General features: G+C 56.2%; 16 protein-coding genes, 2 tRNA genes and 4 rRNA genes. 11 read left to right on the forward strand and 11 right to left on the reverse strand.

Annotated elements, in window-relative coordinates:
- Positions 1-125 precede the first annotated feature (125 nt).
- From rrf (ACMXYJ_RS00760) to ACMXYJ_RS00795, 8 genes are all read right to left on the reverse strand, one after another.
- Positions 126-241 (reverse strand): 5S ribosomal RNA (gene rrf, locus ACMXYJ_RS00760).
- Positions 242-347: 106 nt separating this feature from the next.
- Positions 348-463: ribosomal RNA gene (rrf, locus tag ACMXYJ_RS00765) — 5S ribosomal RNA — on the reverse strand.
- A gap of 152 nt (positions 464-615) precedes the next feature.
- Positions 616-3,507, reverse strand: a 23S ribosomal RNA gene (locus ACMXYJ_RS00770).
- Between the two features lie 250 nt (positions 3,508-3,757).
- Positions 3,758-3,833 (reverse strand) — tRNA-Ala (locus ACMXYJ_RS00775).
- A 27-nt stretch (positions 3,834-3,860) separates the two neighbouring features.
- Positions 3,861-3,937: transfer RNA gene (locus tag ACMXYJ_RS00780), tRNA-Ile, on the reverse strand.
- A gap of 83 nt (positions 3,938-4,020) precedes the next feature.
- Positions 4,021-5,559, reverse strand: a 16S ribosomal RNA gene (locus ACMXYJ_RS00785).
- The 16S, 23S and 5S rRNA genes sit together here with 2 tRNA genes alongside, the layout of an rRNA operon.
- A gap of 642 nt (positions 5,560-6,201) precedes the next feature.
- A complete protein-coding gene (locus tag ACMXYJ_RS00790) occupies positions 6,202-7,422 on the reverse strand; it encodes a CaiB/BaiF CoA transferase family protein (protein WP_415758447.1) in 1,221 nt (406 codons plus the stop codon).
- A 13-nt stretch (positions 7,423-7,435) separates the two neighbouring features.
- Positions 7,436-8,617: an acyl-CoA dehydrogenase gene (locus ACMXYJ_RS00795; protein WP_415758448.1), complete on the reverse strand. Its 1,182-nt coding sequence runs from the start codon at positions 8,615-8,617 to the stop codon at positions 7,436-7,438.
- 157 nt (positions 8,618-8,774) lie between these two features.
- On the opposite strand from ACMXYJ_RS00795, the gene ACMXYJ_RS00800 reads away from it, so the two are divergent.
- From ACMXYJ_RS00800 to ACMXYJ_RS00850, 11 genes are all read left to right on the forward strand, one after another.
- A complete protein-coding gene (locus ACMXYJ_RS00800) occupies positions 8,775-9,674 on the forward strand; it encodes a LysR family transcriptional regulator (RefSeq protein WP_415760661.1) in 900 nt (299 codons plus the stop codon).
- Between the two features lie 436 nt (positions 9,675-10,110).
- The gene (locus ACMXYJ_RS00805; protein ID WP_415758449.1) at positions 10,111-11,232 is read left to right on the forward strand and encodes a Re/Si-specific NAD(P)(+) transhydrogenase subunit alpha; all 1,122 of its coding nucleotides are present in this window, start codon (positions 10,111-10,113) and stop codon (positions 11,230-11,232) included.
- 15 nt (positions 11,233-11,247) lie between these two features.
- A complete protein-coding gene (locus tag ACMXYJ_RS00810) occupies positions 11,248-11,571 on the forward strand; it encodes an NAD(P) transhydrogenase subunit alpha (RefSeq protein ID WP_003187010.1) in 324 nt (107 codons plus the stop codon).
- Positions 11,571-13,007, forward strand: a complete 1,437-nt coding sequence (locus ACMXYJ_RS00815; RefSeq protein WP_064675292.1) for an NAD(P)(+) transhydrogenase (Re/Si-specific) subunit beta — start codon at positions 11,571-11,573, stop codon at positions 13,005-13,007. Before ACMXYJ_RS00810 ends, ACMXYJ_RS00815 begins: the two co-directional genes overlap by 1 nt.
- Positions 13,008-13,187: 180 nt before the next feature.
- Positions 13,188-14,681, forward strand: a complete 1,494-nt coding sequence (locus tag ACMXYJ_RS00820; RefSeq protein ID WP_415758450.1) for an acetyl-CoA hydrolase/transferase family protein — start codon at positions 13,188-13,190, stop codon at positions 14,679-14,681.
- A gap of 319 nt (positions 14,682-15,000) precedes the next feature.
- Positions 15,001-15,216, forward strand: a complete 216-nt coding sequence (locus ACMXYJ_RS00825; RefSeq protein ID WP_008154465.1) for a DUF1127 domain-containing protein — start codon at positions 15,001-15,003, stop codon at positions 15,214-15,216.
- Positions 15,217-15,475: 259 nt separating this feature from the next.
- On the forward strand, positions 15,476-15,685 hold the full coding sequence (locus ACMXYJ_RS00830; protein WP_415760662.1) for a DUF1127 domain-containing protein: 210 nt from the start codon (positions 15,476-15,478) through the stop codon (positions 15,683-15,685).
- A gap of 145 nt (positions 15,686-15,830) precedes the next feature.
- Positions 15,831-16,148 (forward strand): DUF2388 domain-containing protein, encoded by a 318-nt coding sequence (locus ACMXYJ_RS00835; RefSeq protein ID WP_008044656.1) that lies wholly within the window; start codon positions 15,831-15,833, stop codon positions 16,146-16,148.
- A 108-nt stretch (positions 16,149-16,256) separates the two neighbouring features.
- Complete coding sequence (locus ACMXYJ_RS00840) at positions 16,257-16,574, forward strand: DUF2388 domain-containing protein (RefSeq protein ID WP_415758451.1); 318 nt, start codon at positions 16,257-16,259, stop codon at positions 16,572-16,574.
- Between the two features lie 27 nt (positions 16,575-16,601).
- Complete coding sequence (locus ACMXYJ_RS00845; protein ID WP_309674344.1) at positions 16,602-16,922, forward strand: DUF2388 domain-containing protein; 321 nt, start codon at positions 16,602-16,604, stop codon at positions 16,920-16,922.
- The gene (locus ACMXYJ_RS00850) at positions 16,919-18,880 is read left to right on the forward strand and encodes a DUF4105 domain-containing protein (protein WP_415758452.1); all 1,962 of its coding nucleotides are present in this window, start codon (positions 16,919-16,921) and stop codon (positions 18,878-18,880) included. The genes ACMXYJ_RS00845 and ACMXYJ_RS00850 overlap by 4 nt, the downstream gene beginning before the upstream one ends.
- A gap of 50 nt (positions 18,881-18,930) precedes the next feature.
- Here ACMXYJ_RS00850 and ACMXYJ_RS00855 read toward each other — a convergent pair whose 3' ends face one another.
- From ACMXYJ_RS00855 to trpB, 3 genes are all read right to left on the reverse strand, one after another.
- A complete protein-coding gene (locus ACMXYJ_RS00855) occupies positions 18,931-19,386 on the reverse strand; it encodes an anti-virulence regulator CigR family protein (RefSeq protein ID WP_415758453.1) in 456 nt (151 codons plus the stop codon).
- A 121-nt stretch (positions 19,387-19,507) separates the two neighbouring features.
- Positions 19,508-20,320, reverse strand: coding sequence for a tryptophan synthase subunit alpha (gene trpA, locus ACMXYJ_RS00860; protein ID WP_415758454.1), 813 nt, complete (start codon positions 20,318-20,320; stop codon positions 19,508-19,510).
- Complete coding sequence (gene trpB, locus ACMXYJ_RS00865) at positions 20,320-21,540, reverse strand: tryptophan synthase subunit beta (RefSeq protein WP_076029113.1); 1,221 nt, start codon at positions 21,538-21,540, stop codon at positions 20,320-20,322. The genes trpA and trpB overlap by 1 nt, the downstream gene beginning before the upstream one ends.
- Between the last annotated feature and the right edge of the window lie 97 nt (positions 21,541-21,637).

Genomic DNA, 21,637 nt, shown 5'->3' on the forward strand with positions numbered 1-21,637 from the left:
GGGGCTGGCGTTGTCGTCTCTGCGGGAACATTCCACTGGTTTGGCGATGGCGTTTCTGAGCGTTTAGCGAGCCCAGAACGACAAAACCCCTGTCTGCGTTAGCAGACAGGGGTTTCGGAATTCAATCTTGACGATGACCTACTCTCACATGGGGAAACCCCACACTACCATCGGCGATGCATCGTTTCACTGCTGAGTTCGGGATGGGATCAGGTGGTTCCAATGCTCTATGGTCGTCAAGAAATTCTGTGACCAGCCCGTTACAGCGTAACGTGCCAGCAAAATAGGTGACTTCTACTAAAACAAAACCCCTACCTGCATACGCAGATAGGGGTTTCGGAATTTAATCTTGACGATGACCTACTCTCACATGGGGAAACCCCACACTACCATCGGCGATGCATCGTTTCACTGCTGAGTTCGGGATGGGATCAGGTGGTTCCAATGCTCTATGGTCGTCAAGAAATTCGGTAGCCAGGTCGTTTACCTTTCGGTTCACGCTCCAGCGAATGGGTATGCGATAGCTTGGTGTTTTGTGAGTATCTCGAACTTTCGGTTCGTTTCGTCTTCACACACCGCAATCTGGCCTTTCGACGCAAATTGCTTGGGTGTTATATGGTCAAGCCTCACGGGCAATTAGTATTGGTTAGCTCAACGCCTCACAGCGCTTACACACCCAACCTATCAACGTCGTAGTCTTCGACGGCCCTTCAGGGGACTCAAGGTCCCAGTGAGATCTCATCTTGAGGCTAGTTTCCCGCTTAGATGCTTTCAGCGGTTATCTATTCCGAACATAGCTACCCGGCAATGCCACTGGCGTGACAACCGGAACACCAGAGGTTCGTCCACTCCGGTCCTCTCGTACTAGGAGCAGCCCCTCTCAAATCTCAAACGTCCACGGCAGATAGGGACCGAACTGTCTCACGACGTTCTAAACCCAGCTCGCGTACCACTTTAAATGGCGAACAGCCATACCCTTGGGACCGGCTTCAGCCCCAGGATGTGATGAGCCGACATCGAGGTGCCAAACACCGCCGTCGATATGAACTCTTGGGCGGTATCAGCCTGTTATCCCCGGAGTACCTTTTATCCGTTGAGCGATGGCCCTTCCATACAGAACCACCGGATCACTAAGACCTACTTTCGTACCTGCTCGACGTGTCTGTCTCGCAGTCAAGCGCGCTTTTGCCTTTATACTCTACGACCGATTTCCGACCGGTCTGAGCGCACCTTCGTACTCCTCCGTTACTCTTTAGGAGGAGACCGCCCCAGTCAAACTACCCACCATACACTGTCCTCGATCCGGATAACGGACCTGAGTTAGAACCTCAAAGTTGCCAGGGTGGTATTTCAAGGTTGGCTCCACGCGAACTGGCGTCCACGCTTCAAAGCCTCCCACCTATCCTACACAAGCAAATTCAAAGTCCAGTGCAAAGCTATAGTAAAGGTTCACGGGGTCTTTCCGTCTAGCCGCGGATACACTGCATCTTCACAGCGATTTCAATTTCACTGAGTCTCGGGTGGAGACAGCGCCGCCATCGTTACGCCATTCGTGCAGGTCGGAACTTACCCGACAAGGAATTTCGCTACCTTAGGACCGTTATAGTTACGGCCGCCGTTTACCGGGGCTTCGATCAAGAGCTTCGCGTTAGCTAACCCCATCAATTAACCTTCCGGCACCGGGCAGGCGTCACACCCTATACGTCCACTTTCGTGTTTGCAGAGTGCTGTGTTTTTAATAAACAGTCGCAGCGGCCTGGTATCTTCGACCGGCATGGGCTTACGCAGTAAATGCTTCACCCTCACCGGCGCACCTTCTCCCGAAGTTACGGTGCCATTTTGCCTAGTTCCTTCACCCGAGTTCTCTCAAGCGCCTTGGTATTCTCTACCCAACCACCTGTGTCGGTTTGGGGTACGGTTCCTGGTTACCTGAAGCTTAGAAGCTTTTCTTGGAAGCATGGCATCAACCACTTCGTCACCCAAAGGGTAACTCGTCATCAGCTCTCGGCCTTAGAATCCCGGATTTACCTAAGATTCCAGCCTACCACCTTAAACTTGGACAACCAACGCCAAGCTGGCCTAGCCTTCTCCGTCCCTCCATCGCAATAACCAGAAGTACAGGAATATTAACCTGTTTTCCATCGACTACGCTTTTCAGCCTCGCCTTAGGGACCGACTAACCCTGCGTCGATTAACGTTGCGCAGGAAACCTTGGTCTTTCGGCGTGGGTGTTTTTCACACCCATTGTCGTTACTCATGTCAGCATTCGCACTTCTGATACCTCCAGCAAGCTTCTCAACTCACCTTCACAGGCTTACAGAACGCTCCTCTACCGCATCACCTAAGTGATACCCGTAGCTTCGGTGTATGGTTTGAGCCCCGTTACATCTTCCGCGCAGGCCGACTCGACTAGTGAGCTATTACGCTTTCTTTAAAGGGTGGCTGCTTCTAAGCCAACCTCCTAGCTGTCTAAGCCTTCCCACATCGTTTCCCACTTAACCATAACTTTGGGACCTTAGCTGACGGTCTGGGTTGTTTCCCTTTTCACGACGGACGTTAGCACCCGCCGTGTGTCTCCCATGCTCGGCACTTGTAGGTATTCGGAGTTTGCATCGGTTTGGTAAGTCGGGATGACCCCCTAGCCGAAACAGTGCTCTACCCCCTACAGTGATACATGAGGCGCTACCTAAATAGCTTTCGAGGAGAACCAGCTATCTCCGAGCTTGATTAGCCTTTCACTCCGATCCACAGGTCATCCGCTAACTTTTCAACGGTAGTCGGTTCGGTCCTCCAGTTAGTGTTACCCAACCTTCAACCTGCCCATGGATAGATCGCCCGGTTTCGGGTCTATTCCCAGCGACTAGACGCCCTATTAAGACTCGCTTTCGCTACGCCTCCCCTATTCGGTTAAGCTCGCCACTGAAAATAAGTCGCTGACCCATTATACAAAAGGTACGCAGTCACCCAACAAAGTGGGCTCCCACTGCTTGTACGCATACGGTTTCAGGATCTATTTCACTCCCCTCTCCGGGGTTCTTTTCGCCTTTCCCTCACGGTACTAGTTCACTATCGGTCAGTCAGTAGTATTTAGCCTTGGAGGATGGTCCCCCCATATTCAGACAAAGTTTCTCGTGCTCCGTCCTACTCGATTTCATGACTAAGAGATTTTCGCGTACAGGGCTATCACCCACTATGGCCGCACTTTCCAGAGCGTTCCGCTAATCTCAAAGCCACTTAAGGGCTAGTCCCCGTTCGCTCGCCACTACTAAGGGAATCTCGGTTGATTTCTTTTCCTCAGGGTACTTAGATGTTTCAGTTCCCCTGGTTCGCCTCTTAAGCCTATGTATTCAGCTTAAGATAACCATCTTATGATGGCTGGGTTCCCCCATTCAGACATCTCCGGATCAAAGTCTGTTTGCCGACTCCCCGAAGCTTTTCGCAGGCTACCACGTCTTTCATCGCCTCTGACTGCCAAGGCATCCACCGTATGCGCTTCTTCACTTGACCATATAACCCCAAGCAATCTGGTTATACTGTGAAGACGACATTCGCCGAAAATTCGATAATACTCAATTAAGAGCAACTCACAAATTTTACCTTAGCCTGATCCAACACCAGTGAAAGTGTTGTCCAGTCTATCTTTCTATCACATACCCAAATTTTTAAAGAACGATCTAATCCAAAGACTAGAAATCAACATTCACCATCATCACGATGGAATGCTCATTTCTAAGCTTTCAACAAACAGAAGCAGTAGTGGTGGAGCCAAACGGGATCGAACCGTTGACCTCCTGCGTGCAAGGCAGGCGCTCTCCCAGCTGAGCTATGGCCCCGTATTTCTACAGGTTCCCACACAAAATTGGTGGGTCTGGGCAGATTCGAACTGCCGACCTCACCCTTATCAGGGGTGCGCTCTAACCAACTGAGCTACAGACCCAATTTCGGGCTGCTTCTTTATCGTCTTCTTCAATGAATCAAGCAATTCGTGTGGGAGCTTATGGAGCAGCTGATGTCGTCGATTAAGGAGGTGATCCAGCCGCAGGTTCCCCTACGGCTACCTTGTTACGACTTCACCCCAGTCATGAATCACACCGTGGTAACCGTCCTCCCGAAGGTTAGACTAGCTACTTCTGGTGCAACCCACTCCCATGGTGTGACGGGCGGTGTGTACAAGGCCCGGGAACGTATTCACCGCGACATTCTGATTCGCGATTACTAGCGATTCCGACTTCACGCAGTCGAGTTGCAGACTGCGATCCGGACTACGATCGGTTTTCTGGGATTAGCTCCACCTCGCGGCTTGGCAACCCTCTGTACCGACCATTGTAGCACGTGTGTAGCCCAGGCCGTAAGGGCCATGATGACTTGACGTCATCCCCACCTTCCTCCGGTTTGTCACCGGCAGTCTCCTTAGAGTGCCCACCATCACGTGCTGGTAACTAAGGACAAGGGTTGCGCTCGTTACGGGACTTAACCCAACATCTCACGACACGAGCTGACGACAGCCATGCAGCACCTGTCTCAATGTTCCCGAAGGCACCAATCCATCTCTGGAAAGTTCATTGGATGTCAAGGCCTGGTAAGGTTCTTCGCGTTGCTTCGAATTAAACCACATGCTCCACCGCTTGTGCGGGCCCCCGTCAATTCATTTGAGTTTTAACCTTGCGGCCGTACTCCCCAGGCGGTCAACTTAATGCGTTAGCTGCGCCACTAAGAGCTCAAGGCTCCCAACGGCTAGTTGACATCGTTTACGGCGTGGACTACCAGGGTATCTAATCCTGTTTGCTCCCCACGCTTTCGCACCTCAGTGTCAGTATCAGTCCAGGTGGTCGCCTTCGCCACTGGTGTTCCTTCCTATATCTACGCATTTCACCGCTACACAGGAAATTCCACCACCCTCTACCATACTCTAGCTTGTCAGTTTTGAATGCAGTTCCCAGGTTGAGCCCGGGGATTTCACATCCAACTTAACAAACCACCTACGCGCGCTTTACGCCCAGTAATTCCGATTAACGCTTGCACCCTCTGTATTACCGCGGCTGCTGGCACAGAGTTAGCCGGTGCTTATTCTGTCGGTAACGTCAAGACACCAACGTATTAGGTTAATGCCCTTCCTCCCAACTTAAAGTGCTTTACAATCCGAAGACCTTCTTCACACACGCGGCATGGCTGGATCAGGCTTTCGCCCATTGTCCAATATTCCCCACTGCTGCCTCCCGTAGGAGTCTGGACCGTGTCTCAGTTCCAGTGTGACTGATCATCCTCTCAGACCAGTTACGGATCGTCGCCTTGGTGAGCCATTACCTCACCAACTAGCTAATCCGACCTAGGCTCATCTGATAGCGCAAGGCCCGAAGGTCCCCTGCTTTCTCCCGTAGGACGTATGCGGTATTAGCGTCCGTTTCCGAGCGTTATCCCCCACTACCAGGCAGATTCCTAGGCATTACTCACCCGTCCGCCGCTCGCCACCAGGTACAAGTACCCGTGCTGCCGCTCGACTTGCATGTGTTAGGCCTGCCGCCAGCGTTCAATCTGAGCCATGATCAAACTCTTCAGTTCAAACATCTTTGGGTTTTTAAGAAACCCTAAACTTGGCTCAGCAATCGTTGGTTACATCTTTGATTTCTCGCGGAGTAACTTGTGATGCTGATAATCTTGTTGACTATCAGTCTGACTCCACAAGCACCCACACGAATTGCTTGATTCAGTTGTTAAAGAGCGGTTGGTTAAGATCTTTCGTCTCAACCGAGGCGCGCATTCTACAGCAGCCCCTGTTGCTGTCAAGCGGTTATTTTTCGAAGTTTTCAAAGTTTCCTTTGCAACTTCAACCACTTGCGCTTTCGATCTCTCGTTAGCGGGAGGCGAATTCTACAGCGTTAGTCGCTGCTGTCAACACCTCTTTTACACCGCTTTCGACCGAGAAGATCGAATCGTCAATCAAGCTAAACCACCCTGCCTGACCGACTCCTTCTGGGCTTCGATGACCTGAAGCAACTCGCCGCCGAAAACTGCGTAACTCTTTGTTTACCAAGGAGTTTTCCGTTTCGACTGCGCCGGAAGTGGGGCGAATTATAGACTTCCAGAATCTGCCGTCAACCCTTAATTACGCTTTTCTATCAAACACTTGCAGAACACCGGAAAACAGCCCGTTTCCTCTCTATACAGGAGAGGAAACCGACTCACTCTATATAGAAGAAGCCCTCAGAGCACCCCGGCCTCTTTGAATGCAGCCACAACGCCAGCATCCAGACCCAACACCCGCTGCAGAACCTCCAGCGTGTGCTCCCCCAATAGAGGAGGCGCATTGCGATACTCCACAGGCGTTTCGGACAGTCGAATCGGACTCGCCACTTGCGGCACCATCCCGGCCAGCACATGGGGCAGCTCGATCGCCAACCCACGCGCCTTAACCTGAGGATCCGCAAACATCTGAGCCAGATCATTGATCGGCCCGCACGGCACACCTGCTTGCTCCAGCTGCAGCACCCACTCAGCAGTCGTCTTGAACACCGTCGCCTGGCGAATAAGCGGAATCAATACCGCACGATTCGCCACCCGCAACTTGTTGGTCACAAAGCGTAGATCATCTGCCCACTGCGGCTGACCAGCCACTTCAGCAAACTTGCGAAACTGCCCGTCATTACCCACGGTAAGGATGAAGTCTCCATCCGCCGTAGGAAAGTCCTGATAAGGGACGATATTCGGATGAGCATTACCCAAGCGCTTCGGAGCATTGCCCGTAGTCAGGTAATTCATTGCCTGGTTAGCCAGGCAAGCCACCTGAACATCCAGCAGCGCCATATCAATATGCTGACCACCACCGTCATGATCCCGATGCGCAAGCGCTGCAAGGATCGCCACGGTCGAATAGAGTCCGGTCAAAATGTCCGTCAGCGCCACGCCGACTTTCACCGGCCCGGCCCCCTCGTCACCTTCGGGACGCCCCGTCAGACTCATCAGACCGCCCAGCCCCTGGATCATGAAGTCATAACCCGCGCGCTTGGCGTAAGGGCCAGTCTGGCCAAACCCGGTAATCGAGCAATAGATCAGATTCGGATTGATCGCCTTTAGAGACTCATAGTCCAAACCATATGCCGCCAGCCCACCGACCTTGAAGTTCTCGATCAGGATATCCGACTTCGCCGCCAGATCACGCACCAGCTTCTGCCCTTCAGGCCGCGTGAAGTCGATGGTCACCGATTGCTTGTTGCGATTGGCCGACAAGTAATAAGCGGCCTCGCTAGTGTTCTCGCCATAAGCGTCTTTAAGGAAGGGAGGCCCCCAGGCGCGCGTGTCATCGCCGTTGCCCGGGCGCTCGACCTTGATCACCTCAGCCCCGAGGTCAGCAAGAATCTGCCCGGCCCAGGGCCCGGCCAGCACCCGCGATAAATCCAGTACCCGTAGATGCGAAAGCGCGCCCATGGCCGTTCTCCTATTAATAGAACGCCTGGATGCCAGTCTGCGCACGGCCGAGGATCAGTGCATGGACGTCATGCGTACCCTCATAAGTATTCACCACCTCCAGGTTGACCAAGTGGCGAGCAACACCGAACTCATCGGAAATACCGTTACCACCCAGCATGTCGCGCGCCATGCGAGCAATGTCCAGGGACTTGCCGCAGGAGTTGCGCTTCATCATCGAAGTGATCTCGACCGCTGCAGTACCCTCGTCTTTCATACGACCCAGACGCAGGCAGCCTTGCAGCGCCATGGTGATCTCGGTCTGCATGTCGGCCAGCTTCTTCTGGATCAGCTGAGTGGCGGCCAATGGGCGACCGAACTGCTTGCGATCCAGAGTGTACTGGCGAGCGGTATGCCAGCAGAACTCGGCAGCACCCAGCGCCCCCCAGGAGATGCCATAGCGTGCGGAGTTGAGGCAGGTGAACGGACCCTTCAGACCGCGCACATCCGGGAAAATGTTTTCTTCAGGGACAAACACGTTGTCCATGACGATCTCGCCGGTGATGGATGCACGCAAGCCGACCTTGCCGTGAATCGCCGGAGCGCTCAGGCCTTTCCAGCCCTTCTCCAGAACGAAGCCACGGATATCACCCGCATCGTCCTTGCCCCATACGACGAACACATCGGCGATCGGGCTGTTGGTGATCCACATTTTGCTGCCGGTCAGGCTGTAGCCACCTTCCACTTTGCGCGCACGAGTGATCATCGAGCCCGGGTCGGAACCGTGGTCAGGCTCGGTCAGACCGAAGCAACCAATCCATTCGCCTGAAGCCAGTTTCGGCAGGTACTTCTGCTTCTGGGCTTCGGTACCGAATTCATTGATCGGCACCATGACCAGCGAGGACTGCACGCTCATCATCGAGCGATAGCCGGAGTCGACGCGCTCGACTTCACGGGCTATCAGGCCATAGCTGACGTAGTTCAGGCCGCTTCCACCATACTGCTCAGGGATGGTCGCGCCCAACAGACCTATTTCACCCATCTCGCGGAAAATCGCCGGGTCGGTCTTTTCATGGCGGAAAGCTTCGAGAACACGCGGCGCAAGCTTCTGCTGAGCGAATTGCTCAGCGGTGTCGCGAATCATGCGTTCTTCTTCGGTGAGCTGTTGATCCAGCAGCAGGGGATCAATCCAGTTGAAGCTAGCTTTACCGCCCATGAGTGCGTCCTCTCGAATCGGGTCAAATAACGTGGGCTGATCCTAGGCCGGGTTCGGCGTTACGGCAAACGAGGATTTTGCATACTGTTGTGCTAATTTCTCACTCCGAAACATCGCAAAATAGCTTTTATGCGATGTATTAGTGAGGTTGACGTACATGCGCAGGAAAATCCCCAGCACCACGGCCCTGATCAGCTTTGAAGCGGCAGCTCGCCACGAAAGTTTTACCAAGGCAGCCCAGGAGCTTTCGCTCACTCAAGGCGCCATTTGCCGACAGATCGCCAGCCTTGAGGAGTTCCTCAGCGTAGAACTGTTCCGACGCTCGCGACGCGGGGTCAAGCTGACGGAAGCCGGACTTTCCTACAGCCGCCGAGTGGCCACCCAACTCGATGCGGTAGAGCGCGACACCTTGTCAGTGATGGGTCAGCAAGGCGCCAACGTGATTGAGCTGGCGGTGGTTCCAACGTTCGGCACTCAATGGCTGCTGCCACGACTCAAGGATTTCCAGCAAAAACACCCGGAGGTGACGGTCAACCTCACCAACCGAACGCGCCCCTTCCTGTTTGCTGATACCGACTTCGATGCCGCGATCTATTTTGGCGACGCGGACTGGTCGGGTACTGAATCCCACAGGCTGATGGGCGAAAATCCGATGCCGGTGTGCAGCCCCAACCTCATGGGGAAAAAGACACACCTGTCTCCCGCCGAAGTCGCCGAATTGCCCCTGTTGCAGCAGACCACTCGCCCTTATGCCTGGCGTCAATGGTTCAATTCCCAAAACCTAAATGTCCCACGAGACATGACAGGGCCGCGCTACGAGCTATTCTCCATGCTTGCTCAAGCCGCCATGCACGATATGGGAATAGCGCTGATCCCACCGTTCCTGATTCAACGCGAACTGGCCGAGAAGCGCCTGGTCATTGCCAACGCCCAGGCGTTATCAAGCATCAAGGCGTATTACTTGATGATTCCCGAGCGAAAGGTCGAATCGGCCTCTTTAAGGGCATTTCGCGATTGGCTGGTCAATCAGGCACAGAGCTACAGCCTAGAAGGATAAAGGCTTGGCGCTATTAGCTGACCTCGTAGTCAGAAAATTCAAAGCACTACAGATATAAGTATTTGTCGCATATTCGAAGACTGTACCGACAAGCAGTACAAACGTCCCACAAGAGCCTGAAAACGTGGCCTTGAGCCTCTATTGCGGAGCAATAACGACTCATTCACCTGACCGATGCGCAATTTCTTCAATTTTTACAAGAATCCTTACAAGGCACGGCCTGCAAGGGATTGAACCGGTCAGTTGCGACATTCGGTCACGGGGTGACTTGTAGTTAATTTTCCGTCACCCGTCATAAACCCTTGAAGGGCACTAAGTTCGCCTGCAAAATGCCGCGCCCCGCCCTGATTTGGCGGGATCGTGCTGATCGGCCGCCCCCAGCCGCACCATCCGAAGTGCCTGGGTTTACTCAATAAGATCACGCAGGAGATTTGACGTGCACATTGGTGTTCCTCTCGAAACCCAGACCGGTGAAACACGGGTTGCTGCAACCCCGGAAACCATCAAGAAGCTGATCGGCCAGGGTCATAAGGTCACTGTGCAAAGCGGCGCCGGCATTAATGCCAGCGTTGTCGACAGTGCCTATGAAGCGGCAGGCGCAATTATTGGCAGCGCCAACGATGCGTTTGGTGCCGAGCTGATTCTCAAGGTGGTCGCCCCCAGCGACAGCGAACTGACGCTGATTAAAAGCGGCACCGTTGTGGTGGGCATGCTCAACCCGTTCAGCAATGAAACCATTGCCAAGCTGGCTGAGTGCGGCATTACCGCTTTTGCATTGGAGGCCGCACCACGCACCTCCCGCGCTCAGAGCCTGGATGTGCTGTCCTCCCAAGCCAACATCGCCGGTTATAAAGCTGTGTTACTGGCCGCTCACCACTATCCACGCTTCATGCCGATGCTGATGACCGCTGCGGGTACCGTGAAAGCGGCGCGCGTGCTGATTCTCGGCGCAGGCGTAGCCGGTTTGCAGGCGATCGCTACGGCGAAACGTCTGGGTGCAGTGATCGAAGCCTCTGACGTACGTCCTGCGGTAAAAGAGCAGATCGAATCCCTCGGCGCCAAGTTCGTCGACGTACCTTACGAAACCGATGAAGAGCGCGAATGCGCCGTTGGTGTCGGCGGTTACGCACGACCAATGCCTGCCAGCTGGATGCAACGTCAGGCCTTGGCCGTGCACGAACGCGCCAAACAGGCTGACATTATCATCACCACAGCACTGATCCCGGGCCGCAAGGCACCGACGCTGTTGAGCGCGGAAACCGTGGCGCAGATGAAGCCGGGCTCGGTGGTCATCGACCTCGCTGCAGCCCAGGGCGGCAACTGCCCGCTGACCGTGGCCGATCAGGTCGTCGTCGAGAATGGCGTGATCATTTGCGGCCCGACCAATCTGGCCGGCGCAGTCGCGGCAGACGCTTCAGCACTGTACGCGCGCAACCTGCTGGACTTCCTGAAGCTGGTCTTCAACAAAGAAGGCCAGTTCGAGATCAACCTCGAAGACGACATCGTCGCCGCGTGCCTGATGTGCCGCGACGGCCAAGTCATCCGCAAAAACGCCTAAGCAGGGATTCAGACGATGGAAGAGCTTATCTCCCCCGGTATCTACAACCTGATCATCTTCGTGCTGGCGATTTATGTCGGTTATCACGTGGTCTGGAACGTTACACCTGCACTGCACACGCCTTTGATGGCAGTGACCAACGCGATCTCGGCGATCGTGATCGTCGGCGCCATGCTGGCGGCGGCATTGACCGTCACACCCCTGGGCAAAACCATGGGCACCCTGGCGGTAGCTCTGGCAGCGGTGAACGTATTTGGTGGCTTCCTGGTTACCCGCAGGATGCTTGAGATGTTCAAGAAAAAAGCCCCAAAAGCAGTAAAAGAAGAGGCGCCTAAGTAATGAGCATGAATCTCGTCACGACGCTCTACTTGATCGCGTCGATCTGTTTCATCCAGGCCCTCAAAGGCCTGTCGCACCCGACCACGTCGCGGCGCGGCAACCTGTTCGGCATGCTTGGCATGGCGCTGGCCATCCTGACCACCGTGGGCCTCATCTATAAGCTCGGCGCAGAGCTGGCCACCGCCGGGATCGGCTATGTCATCGTCGGCCTGCTGGTCGGCGGCACGGCCGGTTCGATCATGGCCAAACGCGTTGAAATGACCAAGATGCCGGAACTGGTCGCCTTCATGCACAGCATGATCGGTCTGGCCGCAGTGTTCATCGCCATTGCGGCGGTGGTCGAGCCGCAGTCTCTGGGCATCGTCAAACAGCTAGGTGATTCGATTCCGGCCGGTAACCGCATGGAGCTGTTCCTTGGCGCAGCGATTGGTGCCATCACCTTCTCCGGTTCGGTAATTGCCTTCGGCAAGCTGTCGGGCAAGTACAAGTTCCGTTTGTTCCAGGGCGCACCGGTACAGTTCAGCGGTCAACACAAGTTGAACCTGGTGTTGGGCTTGGCGACGCTCGGCCTGGGCATCACTTTCATGCTGACCGGCAACCTTGGCGCCTTCGCCCTGATGCTGGCCCTGGCCTTCGTGATGGGCGTGCTGATCATCATCCCGATCGGCGGTGCCGATATGCCGGTGGTGGTGTCGATGCTCAACAGCTATTCCGGTTGGGCAGCAGCGGGTATCGGCTTCTCGCTGAACAACTCGATGCTGATCATCGCCGGGTCGCTGGTGGGCTCTTCCGGTGCAATCCTCTCGTACATCATGTGCAAAGCGATGAACCGCTCGTTCTTCAACGTACTGCTCGGCGGTTTCGGCGGTGCAACGGAAACCGCAGGCCCCGCTGGCGCCAAGGAAGCTCGTCCGGTGAAGTCCGGCTCGTCCGATGACGCCGCGTTCCTGCTGACCAACGCCGACACCGTGATCATCGTCCCGGGCTATGGCCTGGCGGTGGCACGTGCCCAGCACTCGCTGATGGAACTGGCGGAGAAGTTGACTCACCGTGGTGTCACTGTGAAGTTTGCGATCCACCCGGTCGCCGGGCGGATGCCAGGACACATGAACGTCCTGCTGGCCGAGGCCGAAGTACCTTACGAGCAAGTGTTCGAGATGGAAGACATCAACTCCGAGTTCGGTCAGACCGACGTGGTGCTGGTGCTCGGCGCCAACGACGTGGTCAACCCGGCCGCGAAGAACGATCCGAAATCGCCAATTGCCGGTATGCCGATTCTCGAGGCTTATAAAGCCAAGACCGTGATCGTCAACAAGCGCTCGATGGCCAGCGGCTATGCCGGCCTGGACAACGAGTTGTTCTACCTCGACAAAACCATGATGGTCTTCGGCGACGCCAAGAAAGTCATCGAAGACATGGTCAAAGCCGTCGAGTAAAACCTGCTCCAGCGCAATACCCAAAACCTCAGCCTTTAGTAGGCTGGGGTTTTTTATTGCCCGCTAAAAACCGACCAAAGGCTCTAAATCGGGGCTCTGCATTCGACCATGGTAGCGGGAGGAATTTTTTTGAAATCACTAGACTGCATACCTTGCTTTCGTTGCCCGAGATAACAATCCATGTACCGTGATCGTATTCGCTTGCCTTCGTTGTTGGATAAGGTGATGAGCGCCGCTGACGCTGCCGCTCTGATTGAGGACGGCATGACCGTCGGCATGAGTGGTTTCACTCGCGCCGGCGAAGCCAAAGCCGTGCCCCACGCATTGGCCGAACGCGCCAAAATCACCCCGCTGAAAATCACGTTGATGACCGGCGCGAGCCTGGGCAACGACCTCGATAAACAGCTCACCGAAGCCGGCGTATTGTCACGACGCATGCCCTTCCAGGTCGACAGCACCCTGCGCAAGGCCATTAACGCCGGCGAAGTGATGTTCATTGACCAGCATCTGTCGGAAACCGTGGAGTCGCTGCGCAATCAGCAACTCAAGCTGCCGGACATCGCTGTGATTGAAGCCGTGGCGATCACCGAGCAAGGCCATATCGTGCCGACCACGTCGGTGGGTAACTCGGCCAGCTTCGCGATTTTCGCCAAACAGGTGATCGTCGAGATCAACCTGGCGCACAACCCGAATCTCGAAGGTCTGCACGACATCTATATCCCGACCTATCGGCCGACCCGCACACCCATTCCGCTGGTCAAGGTCGACGATCGTATTGGCAGCACTGCCATCCCGATTCCGCCGGAAAAGATCGTCGCTATCGTGATCACCAATCAGTCTGACTCGCCGTCCACCGTACTGCCGCCGGACGTTGATACCCAGGCCATTGCCGACCACCTGATCGACTTCTTCAAGCAGGAAGTGGCTGCCGGGCGCATGACCAACAAGCTCGGCCCGCTGCAAGCCGGGATTGGCAACATCGCCAACTCGGTGATGTGCGGCCTGATCGACTCGCCGTTCGAAGACCTGACGATGTATTCCGAAGTGCTTCAGGACTCGACCTTCGACCTGATCGACGCCGGCAAGCTGAGCTTTGCTTCGGGCAGTTCAATCACCTTGTCGAGCCGTCGCAATACCGATGTTTTCGGCAACCTTGAGCGCTACAAGGACAAACTGGTCCTGCGCCCGCAAGAAATCTCCAACCACCCGGAAGTGGTGCGCCGGCTCGGCATCATCGGCATCAACACGGCGCTTGAGTTCGACTTGTACGGCAACGTCAACTCCACCCACATCTGCGGCACGCGGATGATGAACGGCATCGGCGGCTCGGGCGACTTTGCGCGCAATGCGCATTTGGCGATCTTCGTAACCAAATCGATCGCCAAGGGCGGCGCGATTTCCAGTGTGGTACCGATGGTCAGCCACGTTGATCACACTGAGCATGACGTCGACATCCTTGTCACCGAGATCGGTCTGGCGGACTTGCGTGGCCTGGCGCCGCGAGAACGCGCTCGAGTCATCATCGACAACTGCGTGCACCCGGACTATCGCCAAGCCCTGGATGACTACTTCACAGCCGCTTGCGTAGTCGGTGGGCACACGCCGCATATCCTGCGTGATGCCCTGAGCTGGCACATCAACCTGGAAGAAACCGGGCGAATGCTCGCGGTGTAATTGGTACAGATAGCAGCTGACGCAAACACAGTTTCGTCAGCTTGCTGTTGCCAGACCAAATACTGAATAAAACTGTACTGCTGTACCGGTCTTTTCCTACCGTAATGACCTACCTTTCCGAGTCAACCAAGCAAAAACGCACGATATTAGTGCAGACAAGTACAGTTGCCTCAAATTCGACCAGTACACCGCCCTTTAACAGTTAACTGGTACCTCACAATACAGATGAACTGTATCTAGAGAGACTGGCCAAACGAGAGGATCATTGGCATCAGTTAAACCACTACCTAATCCCGCCATAAGCGGAAGGATGTCAACCATGGAACGTACACTCAGTTCCGAGCTGTTTTTCGAAGACAACGCTGTAAAAACCCAGGCTTCCACGCCTCTTCGCGTTCTCGCCAACCTGATGCTGTGGCAGCGCCGCATCTCCAGCCGCCATCAACTGGCTCGTCTGGATTCGCGTCTGCTGGCTGACGCAGGGATTAGCGAAGCACAACGCTACGAAGAGCTGAGCAAGCCGTTCTGGCGCTAAGTTAGCGTCGCTGGCTCTGACCCACCGGGTCCATCGCCAGCACTCCAAATTGAAAAAACAAAGCCCGTCGTGGGAAACCACGACGGGCTTTGTCGTTTTTCAGATCCTCAACACGGGGCATACAGTAGCGCTCTCGCTTACAGGTACAGTTTTACTATTTAAACAATTGAACCAGTACAATTTTATCCTAGTGTGTCTGTTGCGGAAGAAAGGACGGGATCACCATGAAATCCCGAACTGCCAGCAAAAGGACCGCGCCATGAATCACTTACTGGATGTTTCCGTTTCCAAACCTCACTCAACGCCTCGTTTCCTCTGGTTTCGTAGATTACTGAGGAGCGTTGCCAATAACCTGGAAAGGGCCCGAACCCGGCGTTTACTGGGCCAACTTGATGACCGGCAGCTCTCAGACCTGAACATCAGCCACGCGGATCGTCTCAACGAATTGGATAAACCGTTCTGGCGCTAGCGTCCTGCTTGAACAGACGGGACTGTGCGAACCGATACTCATAGGCCTAATATCCAGATTGAACGTGGCGAACGCCGCATGATTGGCGTCTGATTCAACAGACACTGCGCCACCTCTCAATCGGTTTACCCAAAGGAGTTTCACCATGTCCCGTCTTCGTCTGCTCAGCGCTGCAGCCCTGCTTGCCGTGGCCGCCAATTCCCACGCCACCAGCTTTATCGTGACCACCGACGCCGTCGTCGGCGCACTCAAGGCCACGTCCGATGCGACCTCCGATGTCACTTCTTCCTTTCGCGATGACAAAATCGTACGCGCCGCCCGTGATGATGCCGCCAGCTTCGTGGCCAGCGAAGGCGCCATTCGTGGCGTGAAACTGGAAAGCGCACTCGACCATATTCGCCACCAGGCACCTCAGCTGAACGCGACTGATGCACAGCTGGCGCAAGCCATACTGACTATCTAAAGCGTCACCACTGACGTGGGACACGCCCGCCGTGTCCCAATGTTTCGGCGCTGGCTCTAGACCGGGTGTTGCGCTAGCCTTGCGACTCGCCTTCAGCTATCGAGTCTCATGCGTTTTCTTTCAAATCTGTTGATCTCTCCGATTTTCGTGGCCACCTGCTGGGTGGGCTCCGTCCATGCCTATGACGCCTTCAATCTGTCTACACAAGGCATCGTGGCCACCGGTTACGCCACAAGCATGGTGACCTCCGCTCCCTTCGACCGTAAGCTGCTACTCGCGGCACACGATGACGCTGCGGCGTTCATCGCCAGTGACGGTCAACTGCGAGGAGCACAACTGGAGTCCGCCCTGATTTATCTGCGCCGGACCCAGCCAAAACTTCATGCCAGCGACCTTGAACTGGCGCAGGCAATTCTCGTCCAATAGTTATCCTTGTTCTTGCGGAGTCGTTCCATGCGTAGCCCTCTGATTGTTGCCGCCCTTGGCCTTCTGTTATTGGCCGATGTGGCTCAGGCGCACACTCTGGTCGCCACCAGTAACATCATCATCAATGCCACCCAACGCACGCTTGATTTCACTTCCGATACCACGACGTCCATCCGTGACTCGAAAATCGTTCGTGAAGCCCACGACGATGCGGCCAGTTTCGTCGCCAGCGATGGCGAGATTCGTGGCGCGCACCTGGAAGCGGCCTTCAACACGTTGCGTACCCGCGTACCGGAAGCCCGCGATGCCAGTGATCAGGTTCTCGCCGAAGCCATCCTCGCATTGTGAGGTCGCCAGGCGCCTGGCTGTTGGCCGGGGTCATGTTGCTGCTCGGCAACACGGCCCAGGCTGACTTGCAATTAAGGCTTAAAACCGAAGGCCTCAGCCCCGCTCAACAACAAGCCAGTCAGGCGTTGCTCGATGAAGCCATGCAGGCGCTGCCGCCGCGGTTCATCGAGCAGCTAGACCGACGCATCGACGTCGGCTGGACCGATGACATGCCGAGCAACGCTTACGGCCAGGCGTCGCTGGTGTCCGAGCTCGATCTGAACCGCAACCTGCTTGCCAGCCTCACTGACGGCAGCGCCGCGACCAAAAAGACTTATCGCCCCCATGGCACCGTGCGCCGCGAAATGCTTGCCACGGTGTTGCACGAACTCACCCACATCTATGACCGCTCGCGCCTGTGGCCAGACGCAGAGCGCACGCTGATTCAGCACTGCACCCGGCGTAACAGCAGCACAGGGCTGATTGGCATTCCCGATCAATGCCGCGGCCAGTCCGACCGACGCTTTACGCTCAGCGACGACCCGCACCTGCTCGACCTAGCCGGCTGGCCACAGTATGTCGGCCGTCGTGGCGAGCGCGAACAGTACAACCGGCAAATTGCCCGCAGCCCGGACATTTACGAGACGAGCAGCCCCAAGGAGTTCGTCGCGGTCAACATGGAATATTTCCTTCTCGACCCGGCCTACGCCTGTCGCCGTCCTGCGCTGTACCGCTACTACAAAGAACATTTCGGCTGGGCGCCCGCCGCTAAAGACACCTGCGGCAAAACCTTCTCCTTTCTCAATGCCGGCAACGATTTCGCCAAAACGCCACTGGGCCAGGTCGATCCGGAACGGGTCTACGCCGTCGACTATCTGCTGGCTGAAGCCAACCAGAACTGGGTCAGCCGCTGGGGCCACAGCATGTTGCGGTTGGTAATCTGTGCACCCGGGCGACCACGTGGGCCGGATTGTCGGCTGGATCTGGATCAGCACCTGGTGTTGTCCTACCGCGCCTTCGTCGGTGACGTGCAGCTGTCGAGTTGGGACGGACTGGTGGGCAAATACCCGTCGCGCCTGTTTGTCCTGCCTCTGGCCCAGGTGATCGACGAATACACCAAAACCGAACTGCGCAGCCTGGCCTCGGTGCCGCTGAACCTGTCGCGCAACGAGATTGAAGACGTGGTGGAACACGCCGCCGAAATGCACTGGAGTTACGACGGCAACTACTTCTTCCTGTCCAATAACTGCGCTGTAGAGGGCCTGAAGTTACTGCGTAGCAGCACCAACAATACAAAACTGGTCGGGTTGGACAGCATCATGCCCAACGGTTTGCTGGAAGTGCTCAAGGGCCGCGGACTGGCGGACACCAGCGTGCTGGATGATCCCCGCGAAGCGCTGCGTCTGGGCTACCGATTCGACTCCTTCCGCGATCGTTATCAAGCGATGTTCGAAGTGCTGAAGAAGCACTTGCCGATCAAGCAGGAAAAGGTCGAAGACTGGCTCGCATTGAAAGCTGAAGAGCGCCGGCAATGGATCGACCAAGCCGATTTGCGCACCAGCGCAGCATTACTGTTACTGGAGCAGGCAGCCTTCCGCCAACAATTGGTGCTGGCCCAGGACGAAGTAAAGCAACGTTATCTGGGTGCTCGGGAATTGAAGAACGGCGGCATGGACAAGGCCAACGCGACCTTGCAGCAAATTCTTGCCAACAGCGGCTTCCTCAGCCGCCCGGCAGAGTTGCTTGGCACCGGTGGTTATGGATTGCCGCAGCCGAGTGAGTGGCAGCGGCTGGAATCGGAAAGCAGCCTGCGGCAGAAACAACTTCAGGCGCTGACAGGCGATCTGGACAAAGAAGTGAGAGCGCTGCTCGAACCGAGCCGTGCAGCCGAAATGGCCGCCAATGAAGCCAACCTGAAGCAGGTTGGCGAGCATCTGAGGAAGTTGCACAAGGCTGCGGGCGGGTTGGAGCTGCCGTAAACAAAAGGCTTCGCGGCTAACCCGCGAAGCCTTCACCGCCTACCTGCTATTCAAAGCACCCCTTCGAGAATTTCATAAACGATCCCGGTTCCTACGGCGATCAGCACAATATCGCCTCCCGCACGGCGCCATTCGTACCCCGGGTAATATGGCAGCCGGCCCAACGCCCGGTTATCCAGGCGTTCGCCGTAATAGCCGTGAGGCAGCGGTCGGCCACGCACCAGATGAATACCTGGAGGTGGCGGAGCACCGCGCACGAAATAGCCATGGTTATCGTGGATAGTCTGGCGCACCGGGCCGAAGTCCCGTGGTGGAGGGGCGCCGCGATGATTGTCCTGCGGGCCACGGTGATCGTCGCCATGATTCTCACCATGGTTATCGTAATGGCCCTGCTGCGGGCCGCCGCGGTCGTGATCGTCACGCTGATCGGCATTCGCATTCAGCAATGGAGTGGCACTGAGCATCAGCACACCCAGACTGGCAATCAGACGTTTCGGCATTTTCATCGGGTCTTTCCTCACTGCACATACAGCAAAAAGGGCTTCAGAACGTAGTCCTGAAGCCCTCGGTCTTGCTGTTTAGTCTGTGCCGCGAGGCTCTAATTCCTCTGTATCAGGAACTTTACCTTCAGCTGACGCGGGCTTTACGCACGCCGTCTGCCAGCGCCGAGCAAAGGCTCAACACACCATCAATGGCTTGATCCGGCGTCGAGGCATTGGCGATGTGATCAATCAGCGCCGAACCCACCACCACACCATCAGCCAAACGCGCGATGGAAGCCGCTTGCTCTGGTGTACGAATACCGAAACCGATGCTGATCGGCAGATCGGTATGGCGACGCAGACGCGCAACCGCTTCTTCAACATGCTCCAGCGTCGCCGCGCCCGCACCGGTCACACCGGCAACAGACACGTAATAGACGAAGCCTGAGCTGCCGTTCAGGACGGTCGGCAGGCGCACATCATCAGTCGTCGGGGTGGTCAGACGGATGAAGTCCAGACCGGCAGCCTGGGCCGGTTCGCACAGTTCGCCGTTATGCTCGGGCGGCAGATCGACCACGATCAGACCGTCAACACCGGCCTCTTTGGCGTCAGCGATGAAACGTGGCACGCCATACATGTGAATCGGGTTGAAGTAACCCATCAGCACCAGCGGCGTCTCGGTATTGCCTTCACGGAACTCGCGAACCATTTGCAGGGTTTTCGCCAGGTTCTGCTTGGCGCCGAGGGCGCGGATGTTGGCCAACTGGATTGCCGGGCCATCGGCCATCGGATCGGTAAAGGGCATGCCCAACTCGATCACGTCGGCACCGGCGCCAGGCAAGCCTTTGAGGATCGCCAGAGAGGTGTCATAGCTCGGGTCGCCAGCGGTCACGAAGGTCACCAGGGCGGCACGATTCTGTTCCTTGAGTTCGGCAAAGCGCGTTTGCAGGCGGCTCATCAGTGTTTCTCCTGCTTTGATTGTTCCATGTGATGCATCACGGTTTGCATATCTTTGTCGCCGCGGCCGGACAGGTTGACCACCATCAGGTGATCTTTCGGCAGGGTCGGTGCGCGCTTGAACACTTCGGCCAGGGCATGGGCGCTTTCCAGTGCAGGAATAATCCCTTCCAGACGGCAGCATTTGTGGAACGCGTCGAGGGCTTCGTCGTCGGTTACCGAGGTGTACTGGACGCGGCCGATGTCATGCAACCATGCGTGTTCCGGGCCGATGCCTGGATAGTCGAGGCCGGCAGAGATCGAGTGAGCGTCGATGATCTGGCCATCGTCGTCCTGCAGCAGGAAGGTACGGTTGCCGTGCAGCACACCCGGTACGCCACCGTTCAGGCTGGCCGCATGCTTGCCGGTTTCGATGCCGTAACCGGCCGCTTCAACGCCGATGATCTCGACGCTTTTGTCGTCGAGGAACGGGTGAAACAGGCCCATGGCGTTGGAGCCGCCACCGATGCACGCCACCAGGCTGTCCGGCAGACGACCTTCCTGGTCTTGCAGTTGCGTACGGGTTTCTTTGCCGATAACGGACTGGAAGTCGCGAACCATCGCTGGATAAGGGTGCGGACCGGCCACCGTGCCTATCAGGTAGAAGGTGCTGTCGACGTTGGTCACCCAGTCACGCAGCGCTTCGTTCATTGCGTCTTTCAGGGTGCCGGTACCGGCCACGACCGGGATCACTTCGGCGCCCAGCAGCTTCATGCGAAATACGTTGGCCTGCTGACGTTCGATGTCAGTGGTGCCCATGTAGATCACACAATCGAGGCCAAAACGCGCAGCCACGGTGGCGGTCGCCACACCGTGCATGCCAGCGCCGGTCTCGGCGATGATGCGTTTCTTGCCCATGCGCCGCGCCAGCAGAATCTGGCCGATGCAGTTGTTTATCTTGTGCGCGCCGGTGTGGTTCAGCTCTTCGCGCTTGAGGTAAATCTTCGCGCCGCCGCAAAACTCTGTCAGACGTTCGGCAAAGTACAGTGGGCTTGGACGACCCACGTAGTCGCGCTGGAAGTAGGCCAATTCCTCTTTGAATGCAGGATCTTCCTTAGCCAATTCGTATTCACGGGCCAGATCGAGGATCAACGGCATCAGGGTTTCGGCGACGTAACGGCCGCCGAACGCGCCAAACAGGCCGTTGGCGTCGGGGCCGTTGCGCAGATTAGTCTGGGTCATGGGTCGCTCCAGTTGAATGCGTGGGATGATGCTTTTGAAGAGAGAGTGGGCTAACTCTACCCCTGACGCCTTGAGCTGAAAACCGATAAGATCGCCG

Source organism: Pseudomonas arabinosi (assembly GCF_047758675.1).
GTDB lineage: Bacteria > Pseudomonadota > Gammaproteobacteria > Pseudomonadales > Pseudomonadaceae > Aquipseudomonas > Aquipseudomonas arabinosi.